This window comes from Deltaproteobacteria bacterium, assembly GCA_005879795.1.
Taxonomy (GTDB): domain Bacteria; phylum Desulfobacterota; class Binatia; order DP-6; family DP-6; genus DP-6.
Genome location: VBKJ01000129.1, coordinates 1 through 23,802, shown reverse-complemented (window position 1 = coordinate 23,802; position 23,802 = coordinate 1). Strand labels below are relative to the sequence as shown.

Genomic DNA, 23,802 nt, shown 5'->3' with positions numbered 1-23,802 from the left:
CTGCTAGTCGCGCAGCGCCGGCATGACATCCTTCGCGAAGGCGCGCAGCATGGCCATGTCGTAGGGCGCGGGCAGCGAGACCACGAAGTGCCGGACGCCCACGGCCGCCAGCGCCCGGACGCGGCCCTGCACCTCCTTCGCCGGCCGGCCCGCGATCTCTTTCGGGTGCAGCGTCGTCTGTTTCTCGACCTCGGCCGGGTTCCGGCCGACCTTCTGGCAGAGGGCGTCGAAGCGGGCGATGGTCTCGTTTGCCTGCGCGGGGTCGTCGGGTGCGAAGAAGTTCCAGATGTCCGCATGTCGAGCGACCAGTGGCAGGACGACCTTCGGACCCATCCCGCCGATCAGGATCGGCGGATGCGGGCGCTGCACCGGCTTGGGGTCAAATGGAGCGTCCTTCAGTTGGTAGTACTTGCCCGTGAACGTCGCCCTGTCCTGGGTGAAGAGCGCCTTCACCACCTGCACCGACTCGACCAGGCGGCGGGCTCGCTCGCCCTTGCTGTAAAACGGGATGCCGTAGGCGGTGTGCTCGGCCGCGAACCAGGCGGCGCCCATACCCAGGATCAAGCGTCCGTGGCTCACCTGATCGACGGTGGCCGCCATCTTGGCGAGCACCGCCGGGTACCGATAGGTGTTGCCGGTCACGAGCACGCCAACCTTCACGTGCTTCGTCTGCGCGGCGAGGGCGGAGAGGAGCGTCCAGCCCTCCAGGCAGGGACCGGGCTTCCCGTCGATGGGCATGAAATGATCGAACGTGAACGCCGAGTCGAAGCCGAGCTCGTCGCACGTCTGCCAGCAACGCAGGATGTCGTCGTACGTCGTTTGTTCGGGCCTCGGCTGCACGCCGAAGCGTATCCGCGCCGCGCCGGGAGCCGCCGCACGCACCTGCTCGGCGCCGCCGCCGCGCACCCGAAGCATGCTCGCAGCTGCCACCGCGCCCACGCCCTTGATGAAGCCGCGACGCGATACCGGCATCCCGACCATCGCACCCTCCCGTGTCATGGGCCACGATGCGCGCGCGTGTTCCCGTTGACAAGCCATCCCACCTAGAAGGCGACCTTGACTCCCCCGCACCCGGCGCTAGCATGGCGCCCCTTGAGCGCTGCGAACGGCACACGCCGCCGCGTGGTGGTGACGGGGCTCGGCCTCGTGACCCCGCTCGGCACCGGCACCGAGCCGAACTGGGAGAGCCTGGTCGCGGGCCGCTCCGGGATCGGCAAGATCACCCGCTTCGACGCTTCGCCCCTCCCGGCCCGGATCGCCGGCGAGGTGCGCGACTTCGAGCCCGAGCGCTTCATCGAGCGCAGGGACTTGAAGAAGATGGACATCTTCATCCAGTACGCCGTCGGCGCCGCCGAGTTGGCCGTGCAGGACGCGAGCCTGCCGCTACCGCTCGCCGCGCCCGAGCGGACGGGCGTCATCGTGGGCGTCGGGATCGGCGGCATCGCGAGCGTCGAGGAGGCCTATCTCAACCTGACCGCGCAGGCCGGGCGCCGCATCTCGCCCTTCCTGATCCCGCGCATCATCCCGAACATGGCCTCGGGGCAGATCGCCATGCGCTACGGCGCGCGCGGTCCGAACTACGCCACCACCAGCGCCTGCGCCTCGGGCGCGCACGCGATCGGCGAGGCGCTGGTGCTGATCCGCGACGGCCGCCAGGACGTCATGCTCGCGGGCGGCGCGGAGGCGCCCATCTGCGTCCTCGGTGTGGGCGGCTTCAGCGCCATGCGCGCGCTCGCCACCAACTTCAACGACGAACCCGAGCGCGCGAGCCGTCCCTTCGATGCCCGGCGCGACGGCTTCGTGATCGCGGAGGGCGCGGGCGTCCTCGTCCTCGAGGAGGTCGAGCATGCGCGCCGGCGGGGGGCGCGCGTCTACGCCGAGCTCATCGGCTACGGCGCCACCTGCGATGCGTATCACATGACGCAGCCCGCGCCCGAGGGCGTGGGCGCGGCCGAGTGCATGGGCCGCTGCCTCGACGACGCCGGCATCGAGCCCGGCGCGATCGGCTACATCAACGCCCACGGCACCGGCACGCCCTTCAACGACGAGGCGGAGACGCTGGCCGTGAAGCGCGTGTTCGGGCCGCACGCGGCGCGCCTCGCGATCAGCTCGACCAAGTCGATGACCGGCCATCTCCTCGGCGCGGCGGGCACGGTCGAGGCGGCCTACACCGTGCTCACGCTCGCCCGCGGCGTTCTGCCGCCGACCATCAACCTGGAGGAGCCGGACAAGGCCTGCGACCTGGACTATGTCGCGCGCGAGGCCCGGCCGGCTCGCGTCGACACTGCGCTCTCCAACTCCTTCGGGTTCGGCGGCACCAACGCCGTGCTCGCCTTCCGGCGCGTCGACTCGTAGCCCATGCCGGCCTCGCTCCTCGAGCGCCGGCTGCACTTCGTCGTCGGCAAGGGCGGGGTGGGGAAGACGACCGTTGCGGCGGCCCTCGCGCTCACGCTCGCGCGCCGGGGGCGGCGCACGCTGGGGGTCGAGATGGAGCCGGGGGGGCGGCTCGCGGGTCTGCTCGGCCCGGAGGTGCGCGCCGGCCTGCACGTGCTCCACGTCGACGGGCGGGCCGCGCTCGAGGAGTACCTGAACCTCGTCATCCCGGTGAAGCGCCTGCTCGCCACCGTCTTGCAGAGCAAGATATACCAGTACTTCGTCGCCGCCGCGCCCGGGTTGAAGGAGCTGATGACGGTCGGGAAGATCTGGTACGAGGCGACGCGCACGGAGGGCGGGCGGCCGGCGTGGGACGCGATCGTGGTGGATGCGCCGGCGACCGGCCACAGCCTCCAGTACCTCCGCATGCCGCAGGCGGCGCGCGAGACCTTCGGCGCCGGCCTGGTGCAGCGCGAGGCGACGAAGATCACCAACCTCCTGCGCGACCCGCGCGCGACCGCGGTGCACCTGGTGACGCTCGCCGAGGAGATGCCGGTCATCGAAACGCTCGAGATGCGCGCGCAGCTCACGGGCGCGCTCGGCCTCCCGCTCGGCCACGTGATCGTGAACCGCCTGCACCGCCGGCGCTTCGATCCGGCCTCCGTCGAGCGCCTGCACGCCGCCGCCCGGATGGAGCCGAGCGCCGAACGCGCGCTTCTTCACTGCGTTGCCGAGCGGGCCGCCGAGGAGAGCGGCTGGTCCGACATCAACGCCGCCAACCTGGCCCGCCTGCACGCCGGCATCGGCGACGCGCCGCTCATCGAGCTGCCCTTCCTGTTCGTCGAGGAGTTCGGGTGCGCGGAGCTGGAGCAGACGGCGCGCCTGCTGGAGGCCGGGATGGCGGGACGCGCGGAGCCCGCCGCGCGCCGGCGCTCGAGGTCGTCGTGACGCTGCGCGAGCTGGTCGAGCGGCACCAGATCGTCATCTCGGCCGGGAGCGGCGGGGTGGGGAAGACGACCGTCGCCGCCTCCATCGCGCTCTGGGGCGCGCTCGCGGGACGCCGGGCGGTGGTGATCACGATCGACCCCGCGCGCCGGCTCGCGAGCTCGCTCGGCGTCGAGACGCTCGGCCACGACGCGCGCGAGATCCCCGCCACCTACTTCACCGCGCAGGGGCTCGGGGCGCCGCGCGGGAGCCTCGCCGCGATGATGCTCGACCAGAAGGGCGCGTGGGACGCGCTCGTCGAGCGCCACGCGCCGGCGGAGGCGCGCGCCCGCATCCTCGCCAACCCCTTCTATCAGCACCTCTCGCAGACCTTCGCCGGCTCGCAGGAGTACATGGCGATCGAGCAGCTCTGCGTGCTGGCCGAGAACGGCGCCTACGATCTCATCGTGGTCGACACACCGCCCACGCGCCACGCGCTCGACTTCCTGGAGGCGCCAACGCGGATCGGCGACTTCCTCGACCGCAAGGTCGTCAGGTGGTTCGTGCGCCCGTACTTCTCGGCCGGCTGGTCGGCGCTCCGCGCCATGAACCGGACGGCCGGCTTCCTCCTCCGCCGCCTCGAGCAGGCGACCGGCATGTCGGCGCTGGCGGAGATCTCCGATTTCTTCACCAGCATGAGCGGCCTCTTCGAGAATTTTCAGCCGCGTGTCGAGCGCGCCTACAAGGTGCTGCGCGGCGCGGAGACCGCTTTCGTGCTGGTGACGGGCCCCGAGGAGCAGGTCCTCGGCGACGCCGAGTACCTGTCGACGAAGATGGCCGAGCTGCACATGCCCCTCAAGGGCGTCGTCTTCAACCGGGTCCACCGCGAGTACCGGCCCGCGGGTCGCGGCGCGCGCCGCGGCGAGCTCGGGCCCGAGGACGCGGAACAGGTGGCGCGCGCCGTCGCGAGGGCGCTCGGTGGCGCGACCGGCGAGGCGGCCGAGCTGGCGGCGAACTTCGTCGACTACCAGGCGCTGGCGCGCGGCGAGTCGCTCCGCCTGGAGATGTTCCGTGCCGGCCTCCCGCGCGCCGTGCCGGTGGTGCAGGTGCCGAACTTCGCGCGGGACGTGCACGATCTGGCGAGCTTGGCGGAGATGCATGCGCATCTGTTCGGGGGGAAAGCGACGGTGGGATGAAACCGTGGCCGCCGCGTCACGCACCCGCGTCCGGCGTGACCCGTCCACCCCGGTGCCGCCGGTAGATCCCGTCCCGCCAGGCCCGCAGCGGTGCGACCGCAGGGTCTTCCTCGGGCAGCACCCCGAACATCGCGCGCATGCTCTCCTCGAGCGCGAAGAGCTCGTCGGGCGGGATGCCGATCACGCCCGCCACCATGCACGCCACGGTCAGGTCCGCGCGCGTGAACCCCTCGCCCACGAGGTACGGCGACGAGGCGACCGCGCGCGCGAGATCGGCGATGAGCGCGCTGAGGAGCCGCTCCGTGCGGGCCTCCTCCGCCTCCGACCACCCGTACTTGGCCGCGAAGTGGTCTGCGAAGGGCTGCATGCCGCGCGCCTTCCAGCGCCCGATCATGACCAGCCGGGCTGCGGGCGCCAGGGTCTCCGTCGCCGCGACCTCCCACGCGCGCACCTGCGCGCGCAGCCGCGGGTCCTCGGGCACGAGCGCGGGCGACGGGTGGTGTGTCTCCAGCCACTCGAGCGCGGCGTCGGAGTCGCCGATCACCTCGCCGTCGGCGAGCAGCACCGGCACGGTCGAGAGCCCCGTGGCACGGCGCAGCTCCTCCTCGCCCGCGAGCGGCTGGTACGCCCGCCGCGCGTACGGCACCCGCTTCCACTCGAGGGCCCAGCGCAGGCGCTCCGACCACGGCGAGGGATAGAGCTCGATCAGCGTGAGCCTGGCCATGCGCGCGACCATGGAACGCGCGCACGGCTGGGTCAAGAAGCCTGCTCCACCTCTGCCTCGAACGTCCCCCAGCGCTTGCACTCCTCGCAGTAGCCGCTCCATGTCGCCGCCTCGCGCCGGCAGGCGGCGCAGCGGAACGGCGCCACCAGGCCCAGGTCGGCGCCGAAGGCGCGCGCGTAGGTCTCGGCCGCGAGGCTCGAGTTGCCCCGCTGCCGGTGCGCCTCGGCCCAGAGGACGTGCACGAGGCGATGGCCCGCGGCGGCGGCGGGGAGCGTGTTCAGCGCCGCTTCGGCCTCATCGAGCCTGCCCTGCGCAATCAGATGGCGCGCGAAGAGGAGCGCGACGGCCGCGCTCTCCGGATGGCGCCGCCCGAGGCGCCGGTAGAGCCGCGTCGTACGCTCGGGCTTCCCCTCGCTCGTGTTCAGACGCTCGAGGCGCTCGAGCAGGACCACCGCCGCCCGCCGCCGCGCGCCGCGCTCCCACACCCGTCGCGCCGTGAAGCGGCGGCCCGCGCGCTCGAAGAGGTCGCCGGCGCTTACCGACGCGGGCACGAAGCCCGGATCCTCGCGCGCGATGGCGAGGCAGAGCCGTGCCGCCCGCCGCGGCTCGGGCTCGGCCAGCGCCGCCTGGTAGCGGAGCCCGCGCAGCACCTGCTCCTCGCGCGCGAGCGTGGCCGGGTCGCGGACGCGGAGCAGGATCTCGCCCTGCACGGCGAGGGCCTCGGACCAGCGGCCTGCGGCCGTGTGGACGTCGCGCAGCCGGCGTGCGAGGCGCGGGCTCTCGGGATGGGCGGCCCGCGTGCGCTCGAGCGCGTCGGCTGCCGCGCCGAGGTCGCCCATGCGCTCGGCCGCCTCTGCGAGGAGCGCGAGCAGCCGCGGCTCCGGCCCGGCCTGCTGGAGCCCTTCTTCGAGGAGCCTCCGCGCGCCGGCGGGGTCGTCGTCGTAGAGATGGGCCTCGGCCAGGAGTGCCAGGCGGCTTGCGTCGCTCGGGACGGCGCCGCCCTCGGCGCGCAGGAGCTCGCCGCGCGCCGTCCGGTAGTCGCCCGCCCACACCAGGTGCTGCGCGCGCGCCACCACGGCCGCGCGCCGCGCCTCGCGCCGCGCCCGCTGCGCCGTGCGCCACCGCCGCCAGCCGCGCGCACCGGCGCGCACGCCGGCGAACGAGCCGACGAGCGCGCCACCAGCCGCAAAGGCGCCCAGGAGTGCCGCCGCGAGCGGCAGGTTCGCCGTGCGCGCGGGCGTGAGATGGAGCTCGACCCCGTCGGGATTCAGGAAGGCGAAGTAGCCGGCGCCGAGGACCACCACCGCGCCGACCAGCGCCCAGAGCCAGCGCGTCATGAACGGCGCGCCGTCAGCGCCCTTCGGTGCCGGTCTTCTGGCTGCGCGCCTGGCTCTGGAAGGGCTCGGGCAACTCGACGCGCGGCGCACGCATCCACAAGCGCTCGAGGTCGTAGAATCTCCGCACCGGCACGTAGAAGACGTGGACCACGACGTCGCCGTAATCCATCAGCACCCACTGCGCGTGCGGCAGCCCCTCGACCGACAGCGGGCGCTCGCCGAGGCTGCCCAGGTGCTCCTCGACCGCCTGCGCGATCGCCTGCACCTGGGTGTCCGAACGGCCGCTGCAGATGACGAAGTAGTCCGCGATCGACGTGAGCCGGCCGGTCTCGAGCACCACGAGGTCGTAGGCCTTGTGGTCGAGAGCGGCGCGGGTGCACTCGAGCGCCTGCTCCCAGCCGCCGAGACGGGTCAACGCCGGGCGTCCTCCTCGCGGTAGAGCCGGTGCTCGGCGATGTACGCCTCGACCAGCGGCGGCACCAGGAAGCGGATCGAGCGGCCGGCGGCGACGTTGGCGCGGATCCTGGCCGCCGAGATGTCGAGGGCCGTGATGTGCTGAAGCCTCAGCACGCGCCCCGACTGGTGGTGGAAAACCCCACTGCCCGAGTCGTACCAGAAGGCCTCCCGAGCCGCAAGAGGAATTTCATCCGCGGTGAGGCGGGCCGGCGCGGGCGGGCGCGTCACGACGATGACGTCGGCGAGCGCGAACAGCGCCGCGTGCTCCTTCCAGAGGTGGAAGTCGCGAAACGCATCGAGGCCGAGTGCGAAGACGAGCCGCGACGGTGCGCCCACCTGGGCGCGCACCGCGCGCAGCGTGTCGACCGAGTACGACGGGCCGGGCCGATCGAGCTCGAGGCGCGAAACGCGGAAGCCGGGCACGCCGGCCACGGCGAGCTCGACCATGCGGAGCCGATCGGCCGCCCCGGCGAGCGCCTCGCCCTCCTTGTGGGGGGGGAGCGCGGCGGGGACGAGCCACATCTCGTCCAGGCGCTCCGCCTCGCGCACCTCCTCCGCGGCGCGCAGGTGCCCGAGATGGATCGGGTCGAACGTCCCGCCGAAGATGCCGATGCCGCTCACGCGCGGATCTGGCCGCTGCCCTGCACCTGGTACTTGTAGGTGGTGAGCTCGCGCAGGCCCATCGGCCCGCGCGCGTGCAGGCGGTTCGTGCTGATGCCGACCTCGGCCCCGAAGCCGAACTCGTAGCCGTCGGTGAAGCGGGTGGAGGCGTTCACGAACACCGCCGCGGCGTCGACCTCGGCGAGGAAGCGGCGCGCGACGCGGTAGTCCTCGGTGACGATCGCCTCGGCGAGGCCCGTCGAGTGGCGCGCGATGAAGGCGAGGGCGGCGTCGAGCGAGGGCACGAGCGCGACGCTCAGGATCAGGTCCAGGTACTCGGTGTCCCAGTCGGCGTCGGTGGCGGGTTTCAGGTCGGCGACGATGGCGCGGCTCGCCGCGTCGCCGCGGAGCTCGCAGCTGCGGGCGCGGAGCGCCGCCGCGATGCGCGGCAGGAAGCGCGGCGCGACCGCCTCGTGCACGAGCAGGTTCTCGATCGCGTTGCACACGCTCGGCCGCTCGACCTTCGCGTTGAGACAGATGCGCTCGGCCATGGCGAGGTCGGCGCTCTCGTCCACGTAGAGGTGGCAGATGCCCTCGAAGTGCTTGATCACCGGGATGCGGCTCTCCTCGAGGATCGTGTGCTTGAGCGTCTCGCCGCCCCGCGCGATGACGACGTCGATACGGTCGTCGCGTTTGAGCAGCCCGCGCGTCACCTCGCGTCCGCCCTCGACCAGCTGCACGGCCGCGCCGGGCAGCCCGGCGGCCTCGACCTCGGCGCGAACCGCCGCCGCGATCGCGCGGTTCGTCGCCTGCGCCTCGGAGCCGCCCTTCAGGAGCGCGGCGTTGGCTGTCTTGAGACAGAGGGCCGCCGAGTCGGCGGTCACGTTCGGGCGCGACTCGTAGATCGAGAGCACGACGCCGATCGGCACGCGCACCTGCGCGATCTCGAGCCCGTTCGGCCGCCGCCAGGCGGCGATCGTCTCGCCGACGGGGTCGGGGAGGGCGGCGATCTCCTCGAGGCCGCGCGCCATGGCGTCGATGCGCGCCGGCGTGAGCGTCAGGCGATCGACGAAGGCCGCGCTCTCGCCTGCGGCGCGCGCGCGGGCGACGTCGTCCGCGTTGGCGCAGAGGATCGCGGGGTCGTCGCGGCGCAGCCGCGCCGCGGCGCCGCGCAGCGCGGCGTCCTTGGCCGCCCTGGACGCGCCGGCGAGCACGCGCGCGGCGCCGCGCGCGTCACCCGAGAGCGCGTCCACCATGCGTGCGGCCTCGATCGCCTGCATCGCCGTGGTACTCTAACGGAGGTGGCGGAATGGTGCCACCTCCTGCGCCACGGCCGGGGCGCGCCTCCCGCCCGCTCAGCTCTCGGCGGCCGCCGCTCCGAGCAGCACGAGGTCGTCGCGGTGGATGACCTCGTCGCTGCCCTTGTAGCCGAGCAGGCGCTCGATGTCGCGCGTGTGCGCGCCCTTGATCTTCTCGAGCTCGGCCGCGCCGTAATTGACGAGGCCGCGGGCGAACTCGCGCCCGTCGGGACCGAGGCAGCGCACGCAGTCCCCCACCCCGAAGCCGCCGGCGACCGCGCGTACGCCCGAGGGCAGCAGGCTCCGGCCGCCCTTCGCGAGCGCACGCTCGGCGCCCGCATCGAGGTGGAGGGCGCCGGCGGGCTTGAGGGCGTAAGCGATCCAGTGCTTGCGGTGCGCGAGCCGATCGCCGTCGGCGAGGAGCAGCGTGCCCGTCTCCGCGGCGGGATCGAAGATCGCGGCCAGCACGCCCTCGCGGGTGCCGTCGGCGATCAGGGTCGGAATGCCGGCGGCGGCCGCCTGGCGCGCCGCGGCGAGCTTGGAGGCCATGCCCCCCGTCCCGACGCCGCTCTGCGCGGGCCCGGCGGCGCGCGTCACGCTCGCGTCCTGGGCGCGCGCCACGCGCACGAGCGGGGCGCCGGGGTCGAGGCGGGGATCGCGCGCGTGCAGGCCCTCGACGTCGCTCAGGATGACGAGCAGGTCGGCCTCGACGAGCGAGGCGGTGAGCGCCGAGAGGTTGTCGTTGTCGCCGAAGGCGAGTTCCTCGACCGCCACCGTGTCGTTCTCGTTGACGACCGGCACGATGCCGAGGTCGAGGAGCGTGCGCAGCGTGTGCCGGGCGTTCAGGTAGCGGCGGCGGTCGGCCAGGTCGGCGTGCGTGAGCAGCACCTGCGCCACCTGCCGGTCGTGCGCGGCGAAGGCGCGCTCGTAGGCGGCCATGAGGCCGATCTGCCCCACCGCCGCCGCCGCCTGACGCCAGTCGATGCGGTTGCGCCTCGGGCCCGCGCCCCCGAGGCGTACCGCCCCGGCCGCCACCGCGCCCGAGCTCACGACCACGATCTGCCGGCCGGCGTCCGCCAGCGCTGCGATCTCCGCCGCCAGCGCACGCACGCGCTCACGGCGGAGGCCGCCCGTCCCGGCGAGCACGTTGCTCCCGATCTTCACCACCGCCCGCTTCGCGCGGCGGAGGAGGCGCGCCTTGTGGGCGTGCTGGTCGTCGGTGGCGAGCGCGCTCATGCGGGCGCTGCCGCCGGCATGGCGACCGGCGCCGCCGCGCGCGCCGCGCGCACGGCGCTTCCCACGACGCGCATGAGCGCGGCCCCGCCCTCACCGGTGGCGCCCGAGACGGCGTGCAGCTCGATACCGCGCGCGGCGAAGGCCCGGCGGGCCGCGGGGAGGCGCGCGCGCGTCTCGGCCAGGTCGAGCTTTCCGGCGACCACGATCTGCGGCTTCTGCGCGAGCTCCGGGCTCGCCAGCCGGAGCTCGCGGTTCAGCGCCTCGAAGTCGGCGAGGGGATCGCGACCGGTGAGTCCCGACACGTCGAGCAGGTGCACGAGGACGGCGGTGCGCGAGAGGTGACGGAGGAAGCGGGTGCCGAGGCCGTGCCCGGCGTGCGCGCCCTCGATCAGCCCGGGCACGTCGGCGAGCACGAAGCCCCATTCCGCGTCGAGCTTGACCACGCCCAGGTGCGGCACGAGGGTCGTGAAGGGGTAGTCGGCGACGCGCGGGCGGGCCGCGGAGACGGCGCGGACGAGGGTCGACTTGCCGGCGTTGGGGAAGCCGAGCAGCCCCGCGTCGGCGAGCACGCGCAGCTCGAGCCGGAGCGCACGCCGCTCGCCCGGCGTCCCGGGCTCGGCGTGGCGCGGGGCGCGGTTGGTGGGGGTGGCGAAGTGCATGTTGCCGCGCCCGCCGCGGCCGCCGCGCGCGACCACCGCGCGCTCGCCCGTGGCGCGCAGATCGGCGCGCAGCTCGTCCGTCTCCGCATCGTAGACCAGCGTCCCGGGCGGCACGCGCAGCACGAGGTCCGCGCCGCGCGCGCCGTCCTGGTCCTTGCCCCGCCCGTGCTCGCCGCGCCCGGCGCGCAGGTGCTGCGGGTAGGAGAGGTCCACGAGCGTCGAGAGGCCGGGGTCGACGGCGAGCACGACGTCCCCGCCGTCGCCCCCGTCGCCGCCGTTCGGGCCGCCGCGCGGCACGTATTTCTCGCGCCGGAAGCTGACGCAGCCGCGGCCCCCGTCGCCCGCCGCGACGCGGATCAGCACCTCGTCGACGAACTTCATCGCGCGCGCATGGTAGCCGAAGGCGGGACCCCGCTCCACGCGGGCCGGAGCCGCCGCGCGCGGCCAGGGCACCGCCGCCGCGCGCCCGGCGCGCGCTAGCGCGCGAGGAAGTGCAGCACCTCGTCGCGGAAGCGCTCGGGCTGCTCCAGGTCGGGGAAGTGGCCGGCGCCCTCGAACTCGGCCCAGTCCGCGTGCGGGGCGTACGCGAGGATCGAGCGCTTGTCGGTGCGCCGGTGGGTCCGGTCCGCGCCGCCCCAGACCACGAGCGCGGGCTGGCGGACGGGGCCGAGCCGCGGCGCCGGCGTGCGGCACGCGGCCTGGAAGGCCGAGGCGAGGCAGTAGGCGCCGCCCCGCTCGAACGCCGCCAGTGCCGGCGCGAGGAACGGTGCGGGGTCCGCGCCCGGCGGCAGCGCCGCCCGATACCACGCGCGCGCCACGCGCCGCTTGCCGAGCGACGTCGCCAGCTGCCCGAGCCACGGCGTCTGCATGAGCCCGCGCCGATCGATGCGGCGCACCCAGCCGAGCTCCTCGGACCACGCGGCCGTCTGCACGAAGCAGAGCCCGCGCACCAGCTCCGGGCGGTCGCTCGCGAGCTTCGCGGCGACCAGCCCCGCGAAGCACGGGAAGGCGAGGACGTAGGGGCCGAGCGCGAGCCGCGCGAGCAGGGCGGCCATGGTCGCCGCCTGGCTCGCCAGGCCGAAGTCGAAGCCGGGCGCCGGCCGGGAGAAGCCGAACCCGGGCGCCTCGCAGCAGACGACGCGCGCGTGCGGCGCGAGGAGCGCGATCAGGCCGTCGTAGTGCTCGATCACGTTCGGCGGGTCGGGCACGATCACGACCGCGGCGGTGCCCTCGCCCGCCACGCGCACGCGCAGCGTCGCCTCGCGCAGCTCGACGAAGCGGACGTCGGCCGCGCTCGGCGGTCGTGCGCGCCGGTGAGTCTGCAGGAAGGTCTCGAGTCGCGCGGCGAGCACGGCGCTACGCCGCCAGCCGCACGGTGGTGACGCCGTTGGCGAAGCGGCGGAAGACCGAGCCGGCGACGCGCGTCACGATCCCCAGGCGGGCGAGCAGCGGGAGGAGCGCGCCCAGGAGGAGATCGCTCCGCCACGCGGGGCCGAAGAGGAGCCGCGGCGGGCCCTGCTGCAGGCGCTGGATCTCGGCCACCTCGGGCTCCCGCTCCGCCGCCACGCGCCCCGCGGCCGCGTCGAGCGCGGCGGGCGCCGCGCCGCCGGCCAGCGCCGGGCCGAGGTGGTTCGCGGCCACCAGCGCGTCGCGCAGAGCGATGTTGATGCCCTGGGCGCCGACCGGCGACATGGGATGGGCCGCGTCGCCGAGGAGGAGAAGCCCCGGGAGCCACCAGCGCTCGAGCCGGTCGCAGACGACGTCGAGGAGGAAGGGATGCGTGATGGCGCCCCCCACGGCGCGCAGATGCGCGGCCAGGTCGGGCGAGACGTGGCGCGCCATCTCCGCGATCCAGCCCTCGATGCCGCGGCGGCGGAGATCGCCGAACGAGCCCTTGTCGATGATCCAGCCGATCTGGAGGCGGCCGTCGTAGGAGGGGAAGAGGAGGGCGAAGTGGCGGTGGCCGAGGTAGGCGCGCGCGGTGCCGCGGTCGAGGAAGGCCGGCTGGGGAACCTTGCACCAGACGACGTCGAACGCCTGCTCGGCGTGCCGCGCGCGCAGGCCGGCGCGCGCGCGCAGGACGGAGGCGCGGCCGTCGGTCCCGATCACGAGGTCGCCGCGCACCTCGCGGCTGCCCGCGGGGGTGTCGGCCCGCACGCCGGCCACGCGCTCGGCCTCGCGGACGAGGTCGCGCACCGTGACCCCGCGCTCGAGCCGGAAGCTCGGGAAGCGTGCGGCCTCCGCCACCAGCATCTCGAGGAGCGCGGGCTGGGAGACGATGCGCGGCCCCGGCGCGCCCAGGTCCCGCGGCTCGATGCGGACGAGCCGGCGGCTGCCGCGGAAGATCTCGACCGCCTGGATGTGGGTCTGGGGGAGGGCGTCGAGCGCGGCGCCGAGGCCCATCGCGCGCAGGGCCTCGACGCCGCTCGGCATGAGCCCCTCGCCTCGGAACTCGCGTGCGAAGTCGGTCTGCCGCTCGAGGAGCGTCACGCCGACGCCGCGGCGGGCGAGGAGGTAGGCGAGCGAAGCGCCGGCCGGGCCGGCGCCGACGATCACCGCGTGGGCCACGGGCGAGACTTAGCGCCGTGCGCGCGCCGATGCCAGGAGCCGCGCCTTGACGCCGCCCGGCCGGCGCGCGAGGGTCGGGGCATCGCCCGGCGGTCCATCCAGGAGCGGCTCGCGCGTCTCGACTGGGAGGCGATCGCGCGGAGCCTCGACGAACGCGGCTGCGCGACCACGCCCGCGCTGCTCGACGCCGGGGAGTGCACCGCCCTCGGCCGCCTGTGGGCCGACGAGCGCCGCTTCCGGAGCCGCATCGACATGGCGCGCCTGCGCTTCGGCGTGGGCGAGTATAAGTACTTCGCCGCGCCGCTGCCGCCGCTGGTCGCGACGCTGCGCGCTCATCTCTACCGGCACCTGGCGCCCATCGCCAACCGCTGGATGGAAGCGATGGACGTAGCGGAGCGTTTTCCGCCCGACCTCGGCGCCTATCTCGCGCGCTGCGCGGCCCACGGGCAGACACGGCCCACCCCGCTCCTCCTCCGCTACACGGCCGGCGGCTACAACTGCCTGCACCAGGACCTCTACGGCGCGCTCGCCTTTCCGCTCCAGCTCACCTGCGTGCTCGGCCGCCGGGGCAGGGACTACGCGGGTGGCGAGCTCCTGCTCGTCGAGCAGCGGCCGCGCGCGCAGTCGCGCGCCGAGGTCGTCGTCCTCGAGCGCGGCGAGGCGGTCATCTTCCCGAACCGCCACCGGCCGGTGGCGGGCGCGCGCGGCACCTACCGCGTGACGGTGCGCCACGGCGTCAGCCGGGTGACCGCCGGCGAGCGCCTGAGCCTCGGCATCATCTTCCACGACGCCGAGTGAGGACACCCTTGACCTCCGCCCCCGAGGCGTCCTAGGCGTCACGCGTGCACGCATCGGCGGGGGATCGGGATGGGTCCTGAGGGGTCGTTCTGGAAACGCTGCTCCACCTGCAAGAAGGAGCTGCCGTTCGTCAGTACGTACTGGGCGTGCAACGTCTCGACCTGTAACCGCCCGCGCACGGCACTGGCCTTCTGCTCGGTCGCCTGCTGGGACGCGCACGTTCCCATGCTCCGGCACCGTGATGCCTGGGCCGAGGAGCGTCGATCGCCGACTGCGGCCGAGTCGGCACGACAGCAGCGGGAGGCCGCGGCGAAGGAGCGCCGGCGGGCGGCTCGCGGTCGCGGCGGCTCCCGTTCCTGAGGAGGCGCATGTCGCCACGCGCGGGCTCACCATCAGTGGACAATTCCAGCAGCCGCAAGTAGGAGGCGAGCAGGATGGCCCAGAAGACGAGGAAGACCGCCCGCCTCCGCGCTTCGCTCAAGCACAAGGCGCGCAAGAAGCAGGAACGCAAGTCCGGTCACAAGCGCGTCAAGGGCAGCAGGAAGCGAAGGTAGCGCAGGCCGGGACGGCCGCAGAAACGAAGGGTGCCTGGAGCGCGGGCTCAGGCCTGCGACGCCGGGACGATGCGCGCCCGGCGCCGGTCCTTGCCGAGCCGCTCGTAGAGCACGGTGCCGTCGCAGAGCGCGAAGAGCGTGAAGTCCCGCCCCATGCCCACGTTCGGCCCCGGGTGCACGCGCGTACCGCACTGACGGACGAGGATGTTGCCGGCCCACACGCGCTGGCCGGCGAAGATCTTGACCCCGCGCCGCTGCCCGGCGCTGTCGCGCCCGTTGCGGGTGCTGCCCTGACCCTTCTTGTGCGCCATTACGCGATCTCCGTCACGCGCACCGTCGTGATCGACTGCCGGTGGCCGCGGCGCCGGCGGTAGTTCTTCCGCCGCTTCTTCTTGAAGACGAGGATCTTCCGCGCGCGCCCCTGCGCGAGGATCTGGGCGCGCACGCACACGCCCTCGACCAGCGGGGTGCCGACGCGCACCGCCCCGTCGCCGGCGGTGAGCAGCACCTCGGTGAACTCGACCGGCGCGCCCACCTCACCCGCCAGCCGCTCGACGCGCAGCACGTCGCCGGCTGCCACGCGGTACTGCTTTCCTCCGGTACGAATGACGGCGTAGGCCATGGGCGGATGGACGCGCACTCTTGCCGCGCGAAGCCATCGTCTGTACTGGAGGGGCCGCGGGGTGTCAACCGGCGCGGATGATCCAGCTCACGCTCTACACCCGGGCCGAGTGCCCGCTCTGCCACGAGATGCGCGCCGTCGTAGAGCGAGTCGCGCGCGACGTCCCGCTCGCCCTCGAGCTGGTCGACGTCGACACGGATCCGACCCTCGCGGCCGCGTACGGAGACGAGGTCCCGGTGCTGGCGATCAACGGACGGAAGGCGTTCACGGCGCGCGTCGATCCGGCCGCGCTGCGCGCGTGCCTGGCGCGGGAGCGCTCCTAGCGTGCCCACCATCGCCGTCGACGCCATGGGCGGCGACCACGCGCCGGACGAGGTCGTGAAGGGCGTCGCCCAGGTCTCGCTCGCGACCGACATCGAGTGCCTGCTGGTGGGCGACGAGCGCCGCATCCAGAGCGTGCTCGAGGGGGTCTCCTACAACCCCGAGCACATCGCCATCCTGCACGCGACCGACGCGATCGGCATGGCCGATGAGCCGCGCCAGGCGGTCAAGCGGCGCGACGCCTCGCTGGTGGTGGGCGTGCGCGCCGTCGCCGAGGGGCGGGCCCAGGCCCTCGTCTCGGCGGGCAACACCGGCGCCTGCGTGCTCGCCTGCGCCAGGCACTTCCGCCTCCTGCGGGGCGTCCGGCGCGCGGCGCTGGCGAGCGTCTACCCGCGCCAGCGCGAGCACGGCGGCCAGGACCCGCTGGCGCTCCTCCTCGACGTGGGCGCCACGGTGCGGTGCGAGGCGGAGGAGCTGGTGCACTTCGCGCTCATGGGGAGCGTCTACGCGCGCCGCGTCTCCAAGGTCGCGAGCCCCGCGATCGGCCTCCTCAACATGAACATGGGGAGCGAGGAGATGAAGGGAGGCGAGGTGCTGGTCGAAGCGCACCGCCGCCTGCGCCAGCTCCCGGTGGTCAACTTCGTCGGCAACGTCGAGGGCAACGACCTGGTGCGTGGGCGCGCCGACGTGATCGTGTGCGAGGGCCTGCTCGGCAACGTCGCCTTGAAGCTCATCGAGGGCGTCTCCGAGGTGCTCTACGACGTCACCGGCCGGGCCGGCGAACGGCGGGTGGCGTGGCGGCTCGGCCTCCGCCTCCTCTCGCGCGGCAGCGAGCGCGCGCGGGCGCTCACCGACTACACGCAGTACGGCGGCTCGCCGATCCTGGGCTTCGAGCACGTCTTCATCAAGTGCCGCGGGCGCTCGGGCGCGCGCGCCGTCGCGAACGCGGTCAAGGTGGCGGCCAAGGCGGTGCGCGACCACGTGCCGCGCGAGATCGCCGACGCGCTGGCGGCGGCGCGATGAGGATCCGGCGCGCTCGTCCGGGGGCGGCGCCGCCCGCGTCCGGCGCCCCGCTCCTCTGCCGCTGGGACCTCGACAAGACCTATCTCCGGAGCGAGTTCGACTCGCTGCGCTCGCTCCTGCGCACGGCCTTCGAGCGCGCCGAGGACAAGGTCGAGGTCCCGGGCGTGGCCGAGCTCATCCGGGCGCTCAAGGCCGCGGCCGAGCGGCACGGGCGGAAGGCGCTCGTCTACTTCGTGTCGGCGAGCCCGCCGCAGATCGGCGCGGCCGTCCGGAAGAAGCTCGCGCTCGACGGGGTGCCGTACGACGGGATCGTGTTCAAGGATCAGCTCGCGCACTTGAGGCGCGGCAAGCTCCGCAACCTGCGCGAGCACGTGGGCTTCAAGCTGGCCGAGCTCCTGCGCGGCCGGCTCGCGGCGCCGCCCGGGGCGGCGGAGCTCCTCTTCGGCGACGACTGGGAGCTCGACTCGCTCATCTACTCGCTCTACGCGGACGTGCTAGCGGCCCGCCTCGCGCCCGCGCGCCTGGAGCCCCTCCTGCGCCGCATCCGCGTCGACCCGGGCCTCGCCGACGAGATCCTGGCGCTCGCCGGGCGTGCGGCGGGCGGTGAGCGCGTGGCGCGCATCTTCATCAACCTCGAGCGCCGCTCGCCGCCCGCAACCTTCCGCCTCTTCGGGCCGCGCGTGGTGCCCACCTTCAACTACTTCCAGACCGCCGCCGTGCTCGGCGCCGAGGGGTACCTCGGTGCGGAGGACGTGGCGCGCGTCGGCCGCGTGCTGCTCGAGGGCGCGGGCTACACGGCGCGCGGGCTCGAGAACTCGCTCGGTGACCTCGTCCGCCGCGGTTTCCTCGAGCCCGCCGCGGCGGGCGCCCTCGGCACCCGGCTCCGGGCCACGGGCGTGCTGCCGCCGGCGGATGGACCGCGGGCGCGTTGGCGCCGCGTGCTCGGCGCCCTCGGCCGGCTGCGGCGTCGCCGGCGGATGCGGGCCGGCCGGGCCGCGGCGGGCGAGGCGCCCCCGCTCGATTACGACGCGATCCTGGCGCGCCTGCGCCCCGCGGCTGCGGCGGCGGGCGGGAGGGAGCGAAGGGGAGGGACCTAGATGGGGGGACGAACCTGATAGGGGGAGGACCAATGAAGCCGGAGGACTTCGTCGTGGTATTGGTAACCGCCGCCGAGGCCGAGGAGGCGGCGCGCATCGGGCGCGCGCTGGTCGAGGAACGGCTCGCCGCGTGCGCCAACCTGATCGGCCCGATCCGCTCCGTGTACCGGTGGGGGGGCGCCGTCGAGGAGGCCGCCGAGCACCTGCTCCTCGTGAAGGCGCGCGCGGCGGACGTGCCCGCGCTCGACGCCCGGGTGCGCGCGCTGCACGCCTACCAGGTGCCGGAGGTGCTCGCGCTCGGGGTGTCGGCCGGGTCGGGCACCTACCTCGCATGGCTCGCCGAGTCGACCGCCCGCGACGTCTGAAGGCGGCGCGGCCGCCGCTCGAGCGCGAGTTCTCGGCCGGCGGTCTCGTCTACCAGCGCCGCGCGGGCGCGCTGGCGGTGGTTCTCGCCGCGCGGCGCCACCCGGAGAGCGGGGCCCTCGTGTGGACCATCCCCAAGGGGCACATCGAGCCGGGCGAGTCGTCGGAGGAGGCGGCGGTGCGGGAGGTGCGCGAGGAGACCGGGCTCGAGGCCGAGGCCGAGGCGCGGCTGGGCGACATCACCTATTGGTTCGCGCGGCGCGACGCCGGGGGGCGCGTGGTGCGCGTCTGGAAGCGCGTGCGCTTCTTTCTCATGCGACGCCGTGGCGGGCGCTTCGGCGACCGCGACCGGGAGATGGACGCCGTGCGCTGGTTCTCGCTCGACGAAGCGGAGCGCGCGGCCACGTTCGAGAACGAGCGCATGCTCATGCGCCGAGCCCGCACGCTGCTCGCGAGGGAGTGACACGGCGGCGGCCATGGTCGGAGGAGCCAGCCCGCGGCGTCGACCTCACGTCAGAGCGGGGAGAGGACGCGCCCGCGCGACCCGTAGGTGACCGTGTAGCGGCGGCCGCAGCGCGAACACTGCGCGGGGGGGGCGACCGCCACGCCCCCGAGCGGCGTCCCGCACACGCACACCCAGCCCGCCACCCGGGCCGGTGACCCGACGACCAGCGCGTGCGGCAGCACGTCGCGCGTCGCCACCGCCCCCATGCCGACCATGGCGTAGGCGCCGATCTCGATCCCGGGGCCGATCAGCGCGCCCGCGCCGATCGTCGCTCCGGTACGCACCACGATCCTGGGCGTGGGCGCCGGCGGGCCCGACGGGGCGAGCCGCCTGTGCTCGTCGAAGGCGCGCGGGTAGCGCTCGTTGCTGAAGATCACACCGACGGAGATCATCACGAGGTCCTCGATCATGACCGCGGTGCAGACGTAGACGCGCCCGTTGGTCTTCACGCCGTCGCCGATCGTCACGTCGTGGGCAACGTAGGTCTGCTCGCCGAGGACGCAGTCGCGGCCGATGACGGACGGCCCGCACACGTGCACACCCTCCCGGATCGCCGAGCGGGCGCCGATCGTGACCCCCGGCTCGATGATCGCGGTCGGGTGGATGCTCGGTGCGTCCGCAGCGGCCCGGCCCGGAGCAACCGGGCCGGTGCCTGCGCCCGGCTGCGTCAGGTGGATGGTTACCTCGGGGGGGGCGGACGCACCGGCGCCCTGGCTCTCCGGCGGCGGCCCGGCCGCGCCCGGCCCGGAGCGGCGCGCGTCGCGGCGGCCGCTCACGTGCGGGCCCCGGCAGCCGCCCGGGTCTCTCGCACGGCCATGAGCTCCACACGCATGAGGAATGCCGACGTGGACAGGGGTGGGGACCGTCAGGGCGGGGCCGTCGAGGCAGGGGGGACGTCCCGGACCCAGGTCTCCGGCATCTGCACCCGCGTCTGGCGCTGCGGGATGTCGAGCAGGACGAGCACCCGCCCGCGGGCGGAGACCCGGCGCTCGACGATGGCGCGCCACGACCCGTCGGTGATGCGCAAGGAGGAACCGGACGGCAGCGGGCGGGCGTGGATGACGCCGTCCGGCTCCTCGCGGCTGTGCAGGAAGTCGATGGCCGCTTCGTCGAGCCGCGCTGGCTCGCCGCCGAAGCCGCGAGAGCGTGAGGGGGAGAGTTCTTCGGTAGCGATGTCGCGTGGGCGGCGAGGACGGGAGGTGCGGCGAACGCGGCGGCGATGACGAGCGTGGAGGGGGTCCGCAATCTTGTCAGACATCGGAGAACGATGCCGCTCGGCAGGGCCGCCGCGCGCGCCGCTTGGTATACTGCAATGCGAGTGCCAGCGGCGGACCGCGCCGCGAGGCTGGATGGACGGGGAATGAGCAGCGTGCCCCACTCCACGACGTGTAGAAGCTACAATCCGGCCGCTCTTTTTTTCAGCCCACCAGCTCGTCCCGAACGCTGCCGGCCCCGGGGCAGGGCCGGGAAATACCCTCGCGTTGCGTGGCGTCCTCACGCGGCGAGGGGAAGGACCTCCGCGCGAGTCGACGCCGCCGCAGGGGTCAGGTCGTCTCTTCCAGCGCCTGCTCGAGCAGCACGGCGTTGGGGAGCATGCCGTGGAGGTTGCGGCGCAGAGCGGCCAAAGCCGGCCGGAGGTTGCGGAACGCGAGCCGGCCGCGCAGCGAGGCGAGCCGGCTCGCGTGCTCCTCGAGGAAGTGCGTGAGCACGGTCAGCGACACCAGCTCGAGGCCGCCCAGGTCGATCACGATGCGCTCGGGCGTGCGGCCGAGTATCCGGCGCACGCGGGCGACAAGCTTGCGCGCCGCGCGCGCGTCGATGGCGCCCTCGAGGCGGATCACGAACGCGGCGAGCGGGTCGTCGCGCCGCGCCCGCGCGCGCAGCCAGGCGCTCCGCACCTGCACGCCGCCCGCCTGCACCGCTCCGACCAGGGTCGACACGAAGGGCACCCGCTCGCGGATGCGGATCGGCCGGGCGAGCGCCCGCGCGAGGCGCATGGCCGGCGTCGGCTCGCCTGTCGGCTCGCGCCCGATGGCGCGCCGCAGGCGGTAGTTGGCGACCAGCGCCGCCCGGCGGCCGGCGCTGGCGACGCCCGTGCGCCGCCAGATCGCGCGATGGCCGTGGAGGGTCCGCACGGCCCAGGCGAGGCCGCGCGCGAGCTCGTCGGGGCTCATGGGTCCCGCCCCCTCGTGCGCCGCAAGCCGCGGGAAGGCGACACGCCCGGCGGTCGAGAGCCACACCGCGCGCGCAAAGACACCGGCGTCGTCCCCCTCGCGTCCGAGCGTCAGGTGCACCACCGTGAGCAGCCCCGCGCGGCGGATGCGCCGGAGCTCGGCAGCGGCGGCGCGGAGCGCGCGCGGCTCGTCCGCCTCGCGCACGAGCGGGTCGGGCTCGGGGCCGAGCACTAGCGCGCGGCAGCCGCTCTGACGCGCGAGCCGCAGGAGGCCGGGCTCGCGGGCGATGGGGATCTCGCTCTCCGCCGCCCACGGACGCGGGCGCGCCGCGAGATGGTGGCAGAGGAGCCGCGCGTACGGCACCACCTGGCCGAAGCGATGGCCGGTGAGCAGGAGGCCACCGTCCTCCTCGTCGCACTCGGCGGCCACCTGGCCCGGGGCGCGCAGCCTGCCCGTCGGGCCGACGAGCGACACGGACCGCCACGTGAGCATCCCGTGCCTATAGGAACCTCCCGCCGGCTTTGCAACCGCGTGCCGCGCGTCCGCCGATGATGCCCGGCGTCACGCGCGGCGGCCGCGCTCGTGCGATGCGATTTGGCATCAGCGCGTCGAGTAACGAGACGGCGACCAACCGCGGAGGAGGTCGATGCTTCCCGGCGACTCGGCGGGTCCCGGAACCGCGGGCTTCGGAGGGGAGGTCTCCGAAGCCGGCCGGCCCGGCATCGCGGCCTTCCCTGTCCTGCGGTTGGCACTGACAGTCTTGGTGACCTTCTTCCGAGCGACGTTCTTCGTCGCTTTGCCCTTTGTCCTCTTCCTGGCCATCAACGCCTCCTGTTCCTGGTGCGGTCGTCTGGATCACATAGCACATCGACGACCGCTGTCGGCTATTGTGCCTCGCGCGGCACCTCGCCGGCACCCATCTCGGCGGTGACTTCGACCTGCCGCTCGAAGTCACGGTCCGAGGCATCGACGATGTGCGCCAGGGATCTTGCTACTCAACCTATCCGCTGGCCGAACCGACGTCTCGACTCCCCGACTCGAAGCGTGGCGGGACGGACGGCCGGCGGAGGCGGCGCGGTGGGTGCCGACGAGCTGGCGGCCTCCGTACTGCGGAGGTTGCCGACCGGGAGCCAGCCCTCGAGACCGGAGTCCGTCGCGCGGACGTGGTACTGCGTGGTGCCGGCCCAGCCGGGCCGCCAGGCGAGAATCGCGACCTCGGTGCCGTCGCCCAGGCTCGCGAGAGGCCTCTTGCCGGCGTTGTCCGTTAGCATCACGCGGGCCGATCGGTCTCCCGCGCAAGCAACGTAGACACGCCGACCGACGGCGAAGACGGAAGCGCGGATACGGGCCGGTGCGGGCGCACGAAGCGGGCCCCGGGGGAATCCCATCGTAACCTCCTGGTAGCGGCCTGGGCAGGCGCCAACCGCGCGGAGGCCTTTTCGGGCGCGAGGCGGTCTCGGACTGAGGGTCGGAAGCGAAAGTCCGCCGAGGTCACCCGAGACGAGGGATTATGACCCTAGGCTCAATCATCCTCCCAGTCAAACGCCGCTGATGCACGTCACATCGCTCGATACGCTCCCGCGTTGCGCCGCCATCGCGAGTCCGATACATTGAATGCGAGCCCGTTCAGAGCCCCGCAGCGCGACCTGTGCAGGGGCCCGTTCCCTACCCACGTGTGCTCGGCGCGGACTCCGGAAGGAGAATCGTGCCATGGCCACGGACGACGCCGATGAGCTCGTGCCGTTTGAAGACGTCAGCATCATCAGGTCGACGGCGCCCGCCCTGCTTTGCCAGATCGGGGAGAAGAGCGTCTGGCTCCCGCGCGGGCACATCAGCGGCAAGCTCTGGCGCGCCGGCGATCGCGGCAAGCTCTTCATCCGGCGCTGGGTCGCTCGCGACCGGCACCTGATCGACCTGCACGGGGCAGCGATCACATCCCTGGCGCCATCCATCTCGCGGTCGCGCCTTCCGGTTCAGCTGCACCTGGTGCGAAGAGATCGGGGCGAGCACCATGCCAAGTAAGGGCAGCGCTTGGCGATGGCGGCCTGCCGACTTCGTGTGGATGAACTAGGATGCAGAACCGTCTGCGCGAGGCGCTCGCACGCCTTTGGGCGTCGTTGTGGAGGCGACGCGCTCTTATCGCCGTGAAGACGGACCGCAATGAGGAGGGCGGCGCTTGGGCTGAGGCGCGTGCCCGTTTCTGGACCGAGTTCCGCGAGGGACAGCGTGAGGCCGAAGCGCACAGCTCGAGGCCGCGATGATCCACATCATGCTCCCGATGCACCACTCGAGCCGGGCCGGCGGCGCGGCGGTTATGTTGGCTGCCTCTAGGGTGCGGTCGCGAGGAGCCGGGCTGCTTCCGGCTCGCGGGCTGAGAGCCTGCGGACTCCGGGTGCGGGCGCAGGACGGTTGTGCGAGCCCACACGCGGGCGGCGAGCGCCGCGCCGTCGATTCCCGGAGGTCCCACGAGCACGAGGACCCGCTCCTCGCGCCGCTCGATGCTCGCGTCCGGCACGAGCCCCGGCAGCGCGTCGGCGAACTCGCCCGCGTCGGCGGACGAGTCCCAGGCCGTCATCCACACCAGCACCAGATCGTCGCCGCGCTCGAGCGCGCGCAGGCGATCCCCGCCCCAGCCCTCGGCGACCCCGGCCGCGCGCTGGGCGGGGAGAGCGCGCGCGACGAGCACGCGGATCTCGAGCTCGCCGAGCGTGTCCTCGAGGATGCGCCTGAAGCCGGCCGCCTCGAGCCCGTCCGTGCCGCCGAGCCTGACCGCGATCGGCCGGTCGCGGTCAGCATAGTAGCGCGCCGGGTGGAGCACCTGCTCGGTCGACTCGGGCGGGTCCAGGTGCGCGCGGTCGACCGCCGCCCAGCCGCCCGCGGCGAGGGCCTGGCCCACGAACGCCGTCCCGTCGTCGTACTGGAAGGCGAGCGAGGCGCGCAGCAGCTCGGGCAGGTCGGGATACTTCTTCGCGAG

25 protein-coding genes are annotated in these 23,802 nt (G+C 74.0%); 9 read left to right on the top strand and 16 right to left on the bottom strand.

Going from position 1 to position 23,802, the window contains the following annotated elements; translation table 11 throughout:
* Nucleotides 1–3: 3 nt before the first annotated feature.
* Nucleotides 4–1,038 carry a TIGR03560 family F420-dependent LLM class oxidoreductase gene (locus E6J59_07500; protein TMB20674.1) on the bottom strand — a complete coding sequence of 345 codons (1,035 nt, stop codon included), beginning with the start codon at nucleotides 1,036–1,038 and terminating at the stop codon, nucleotides 4–6.
* Nucleotides 1,039–1,092: 54 nt separating this feature from the next.
* Between E6J59_07500 and fabF the strand changes: the two genes are divergently transcribed.
* The 3 genes from fabF to E6J59_07485 are packed head-to-tail and all read left to right on the top strand — an operon-like array spanning nucleotide 1,093 to nucleotide 4,493.
* The gene (fabF, locus tag E6J59_07495; protein ID TMB20673.1) at nucleotides 1,093–2,355 is read left to right on the top strand and encodes a beta-ketoacyl-ACP synthase II; all 1,263 of its coding nucleotides are present in this window, start codon (nucleotides 1,093–1,095) and stop codon (nucleotides 2,353–2,355) included.
* Nucleotides 2,356–2,358: 3 nt separating this feature from the next.
* Nucleotides 2,359–3,321 (top strand): ArsA family ATPase, encoded by a 963-nt coding sequence (locus E6J59_07490; GenBank protein TMB20672.1) that lies wholly within the window; start codon nucleotides 2,359–2,361, stop codon nucleotides 3,319–3,321.
* Nucleotides 2,703–4,493: a hypothetical protein gene (locus E6J59_07485; protein TMB20788.1), complete on the top strand. Its 1,791-nt coding sequence runs from the start codon at nucleotides 2,703–2,705 to the stop codon at nucleotides 4,491–4,493. The genes E6J59_07490 and E6J59_07485 overlap by 619 nt, the downstream gene beginning before the upstream one ends.
* A gap of 16 nt (nucleotides 4,494–4,509) precedes the next feature.
* Here E6J59_07485 and E6J59_07480 read toward each other — a convergent pair whose 3' ends face one another.
* The 9 genes from E6J59_07480 to E6J59_07440 form a co-directional block, all read right to left on the bottom strand.
* Nucleotides 4,510–5,319, bottom strand: a complete 810-nt coding sequence (locus E6J59_07480) for a glutathione S-transferase family protein (GenBank protein ID TMB20671.1) — start codon at nucleotides 5,317–5,319, stop codon at nucleotides 4,510–4,512.
* Nucleotides 5,250–6,554 carry a tetratricopeptide repeat protein gene (locus tag E6J59_07475; GenBank protein TMB20670.1) on the bottom strand — a complete coding sequence of 435 codons (1,305 nt, stop codon included), beginning with the start codon at nucleotides 6,552–6,554 and terminating at the stop codon, nucleotides 5,250–5,252. Before E6J59_07475 ends, E6J59_07480 begins: the two co-directional genes overlap by 70 nt.
* 13 nt (nucleotides 6,555–6,567) lie before the next feature.
* Entirely contained in the window at nucleotides 6,568–6,969 is a 402-nt protein-coding gene (rsfS, locus tag E6J59_07470; protein ID TMB20669.1) for a ribosome silencing factor, read from the bottom strand.
* Entirely contained in the window at nucleotides 6,966–7,622 is a 657-nt protein-coding gene (nadD, locus tag E6J59_07465; protein ID TMB20787.1) for a nicotinate-nucleotide adenylyltransferase, read from the bottom strand. The genes rsfS and nadD overlap by 4 nt, the downstream gene beginning before the upstream one ends.
* Nucleotides 7,623–7,627: 5 nt before the next feature.
* Nucleotides 7,628–8,890, bottom strand: a complete 1,263-nt coding sequence (locus tag E6J59_07460) for a glutamate-5-semialdehyde dehydrogenase (GenBank protein ID TMB20668.1) — start codon at nucleotides 8,888–8,890, stop codon at nucleotides 7,628–7,630.
* 75 nt (nucleotides 8,891–8,965) lie between these two features.
* Nucleotides 8,966–10,144 carry a glutamate 5-kinase gene (gene proB, locus E6J59_07455; GenBank protein TMB20667.1) on the bottom strand — a complete coding sequence of 393 codons (1,179 nt, stop codon included), beginning with the start codon at nucleotides 10,142–10,144 and terminating at the stop codon, nucleotides 8,966–8,968.
* Complete coding sequence (gene obgE, locus E6J59_07450) at nucleotides 10,141–11,184, bottom strand: GTPase ObgE (GenBank protein TMB20786.1); 1,044 nt, start codon at nucleotides 11,182–11,184, stop codon at nucleotides 10,141–10,143. The genes proB and obgE overlap by 4 nt, the downstream gene beginning before the upstream one ends.
* Before the next feature lie 95 nt (nucleotides 11,185–11,279).
* Nucleotides 11,280–12,155, bottom strand: a complete 876-nt coding sequence (locus E6J59_07445) for an alpha/beta hydrolase (GenBank protein ID TMB20666.1) — start codon at nucleotides 12,153–12,155, stop codon at nucleotides 11,280–11,282.
* Nucleotides 12,156–12,159: 4 nt separating this feature from the next.
* Nucleotides 12,160–13,371 (bottom strand): FAD-dependent oxidoreductase, encoded by a 1,212-nt coding sequence (locus tag E6J59_07440; GenBank protein TMB20665.1) that lies wholly within the window; start codon nucleotides 13,369–13,371, stop codon nucleotides 12,160–12,162.
* An 81-nt stretch (nucleotides 13,372–13,452) separates the two neighbouring features.
* Between E6J59_07440 and E6J59_07435 the strand changes: the two genes are divergently transcribed.
* A complete protein-coding gene (locus E6J59_07435; GenBank protein TMB20785.1) occupies nucleotides 13,453–14,169 on the top strand; it encodes a prolyl 4-hydroxylase subunit alpha in 717 nt (238 codons plus the stop codon).
* A 38-nt stretch (nucleotides 14,170–14,207) separates the two neighbouring features.
* Here E6J59_07435 and E6J59_07430 read toward each other — a convergent pair whose 3' ends face one another.
* From E6J59_07430 to rplU, 3 genes are all read right to left on the bottom strand, one after another.
* Nucleotides 14,208–14,396 (bottom strand): hypothetical protein, encoded by a 189-nt coding sequence (locus E6J59_07430; protein TMB20664.1) that lies wholly within the window; start codon nucleotides 14,394–14,396, stop codon nucleotides 14,208–14,210.
* A gap of 374 nt (nucleotides 14,397–14,770) precedes the next feature.
* Entirely contained in the window at nucleotides 14,771–15,034 is a 264-nt protein-coding gene (locus E6J59_07425) for a 50S ribosomal protein L27 (GenBank protein ID TMB20663.1), read from the bottom strand.
* Nucleotides 15,034–15,345, bottom strand: coding sequence for a 50S ribosomal protein L21 (gene rplU, locus E6J59_07420; protein ID TMB20662.1), 312 nt, complete (start codon nucleotides 15,343–15,345; stop codon nucleotides 15,034–15,036). The genes E6J59_07425 and rplU overlap by 1 nt, the downstream gene beginning before the upstream one ends.
* A gap of 77 nt (nucleotides 15,346–15,422) precedes the next feature.
* Here rplU and E6J59_07415 point away from each other — a divergent pair, with 77 nt between their 5' ends.
* Genes E6J59_07415 through E6J59_07395 form a run of 5 tightly spaced genes read left to right on the top strand, consistent with a single transcriptional unit; the run spans nucleotide 15,423 to nucleotide 18,612 of the window.
* On the top strand, nucleotides 15,423–15,668 hold the full coding sequence (locus tag E6J59_07415; protein TMB20661.1) for a glutaredoxin family protein: 246 nt from the start codon (nucleotides 15,423–15,425) through the stop codon (nucleotides 15,666–15,668).
* Between the two features lie 25 nt (nucleotides 15,669–15,693).
* Nucleotides 15,694–16,689 (top strand): phosphate acyltransferase PlsX, encoded by a 996-nt coding sequence (plsX, locus tag E6J59_07410; protein TMB20784.1) that lies wholly within the window; start codon nucleotides 15,694–15,696, stop codon nucleotides 16,687–16,689.
* A complete protein-coding gene (locus tag E6J59_07405; GenBank protein TMB20660.1) occupies nucleotides 16,686–17,786 on the top strand; it encodes a hypothetical protein in 1,101 nt (366 codons plus the stop codon). Before plsX ends, E6J59_07405 begins: the two co-directional genes overlap by 4 nt.
* A 32-nt stretch (nucleotides 17,787–17,818) precedes the next feature.
* Nucleotides 17,819–18,151 carry a divalent-cation tolerance protein CutA gene (locus E6J59_07400; GenBank protein ID TMB20659.1) on the top strand — a complete coding sequence of 111 codons (333 nt, stop codon included), beginning with the start codon at nucleotides 17,819–17,821 and terminating at the stop codon, nucleotides 18,149–18,151.
* Nucleotides 18,118–18,612 carry an NUDIX domain-containing protein gene (locus E6J59_07395; protein TMB20658.1) on the top strand — a complete coding sequence of 165 codons (495 nt, stop codon included), beginning with the start codon at nucleotides 18,118–18,120 and terminating at the stop codon, nucleotides 18,610–18,612. Before E6J59_07400 ends, E6J59_07395 begins: the two co-directional genes overlap by 34 nt.
* A gap of 50 nt (nucleotides 18,613–18,662) precedes the next feature.
* Here E6J59_07395 and E6J59_07390 read toward each other — a convergent pair whose 3' ends face one another.
* The 3 genes from E6J59_07390 to E6J59_07380 form a co-directional block, all read right to left on the bottom strand.
* On the bottom strand, nucleotides 18,663–19,661 hold the full coding sequence (locus E6J59_07390; GenBank protein TMB20657.1) for a hypothetical protein: 999 nt from the start codon (nucleotides 19,659–19,661) through the stop codon (nucleotides 18,663–18,665).
* 537 nt (nucleotides 19,662–20,198) lie between these two features.
* Complete coding sequence (locus E6J59_07385; protein TMB20656.1) at nucleotides 20,199–21,320, bottom strand: hypothetical protein; 1,122 nt, start codon at nucleotides 21,318–21,320, stop codon at nucleotides 20,199–20,201.
* A 1,173-nt stretch (nucleotides 21,321–22,493) separates the two neighbouring features.
* Nucleotides 22,494–22,748 (bottom strand): hypothetical protein, encoded by a 255-nt coding sequence (locus E6J59_07380; protein TMB20655.1) that lies wholly within the window; start codon nucleotides 22,746–22,748, stop codon nucleotides 22,494–22,496.
* Between the last annotated feature and the right edge of the window lie 1,054 nt (nucleotides 22,749–23,802).

Bases quoted from the DNA above. Each gene is read 5' to 3' on its own strand.
- E6J59_07500 (TMB20674.1), bottom strand. From the start codon at position 1,038: ATGGCTTGTCAACGGGAACACGCGCGCGCATCGTGGCCCATGACACGG.
- E6J59_07490 (TMB20672.1), top strand. From the start codon at position 2,359: ATGCCGGCCTCGCTCCTCGAGCGCCGGCTGCACTTCGTCGTCGGCAAG.
- E6J59_07480 (TMB20671.1), bottom strand. From the start codon at position 5,319: ATGGAGCGGCTACTGCGAGGAGTGCAAGCGCTGGGGGACGTTCGAGGC.
- E6J59_07475 (TMB20670.1), bottom strand. From the start codon at position 6,554: ATGACGCGCTGGCTCTGGGCGCTGGTCGGCGCGGTGGTGGTCCTCGGC.
- E6J59_07460 (TMB20668.1), bottom strand. From the start codon at position 8,890: ATGCAGGCGATCGAGGCCGCACGCATGGTGGACGCGCTCTCGGGTGAC.
- proB (TMB20667.1), bottom strand. From the start codon at position 10,144: ATGAGCGCGCTCGCCACCGACGACCAGCACGCCCACAAGGCGCGCCTC.
- obgE (TMB20786.1), bottom strand. From the start codon at position 11,184: ATGAAGTTCGTCGACGAGGTGCTGATCCGCGTCGCGGCGGGCGACGGG.
- E6J59_07430 (TMB20664.1), bottom strand. From the start codon at position 14,396: ATGGGAACGTGCGCGTCCCAGCAGGCGACCGAGCAGAAGGCCAGTGCC.
- E6J59_07425 (TMB20663.1), bottom strand. From the start codon at position 15,034: ATGGCGCACAAGAAGGGTCAGGGCAGCACCCGCAACGGGCGCGACAGC.
- rplU (TMB20662.1), bottom strand. From the start codon at position 15,345: ATGGCCTACGCCGTCATTCGTACCGGAGGAAAGCAGTACCGCGTGGCA.
- E6J59_07415 (TMB20661.1), top strand. From the start codon at position 15,423: ATGATCCAGCTCACGCTCTACACCCGGGCCGAGTGCCCGCTCTGCCAC.
- plsX (TMB20784.1), top strand. From the start codon at position 15,694: ATGGGCGGCGACCACGCGCCGGACGAGGTCGTGAAGGGCGTCGCCCAG.
- E6J59_07405 (TMB20660.1), top strand. From the start codon at position 16,686: ATGAGGATCCGGCGCGCTCGTCCGGGGGCGGCGCCGCCCGCGTCCGGC.
- E6J59_07400 (TMB20659.1), top strand. From the start codon at position 17,819: ATGAAGCCGGAGGACTTCGTCGTGGTATTGGTAACCGCCGCCGAGGCC.
- E6J59_07395 (TMB20658.1), top strand. From the start codon at position 18,118: ATGGCTCGCCGAGTCGACCGCCCGCGACGTCTGAAGGCGGCGCGGCCG.
- E6J59_07385 (TMB20656.1), bottom strand. From the start codon at position 21,320: ATGCTCACGTGGCGGTCCGTGTCGCTCGTCGGCCCGACGGGCAGGCTG.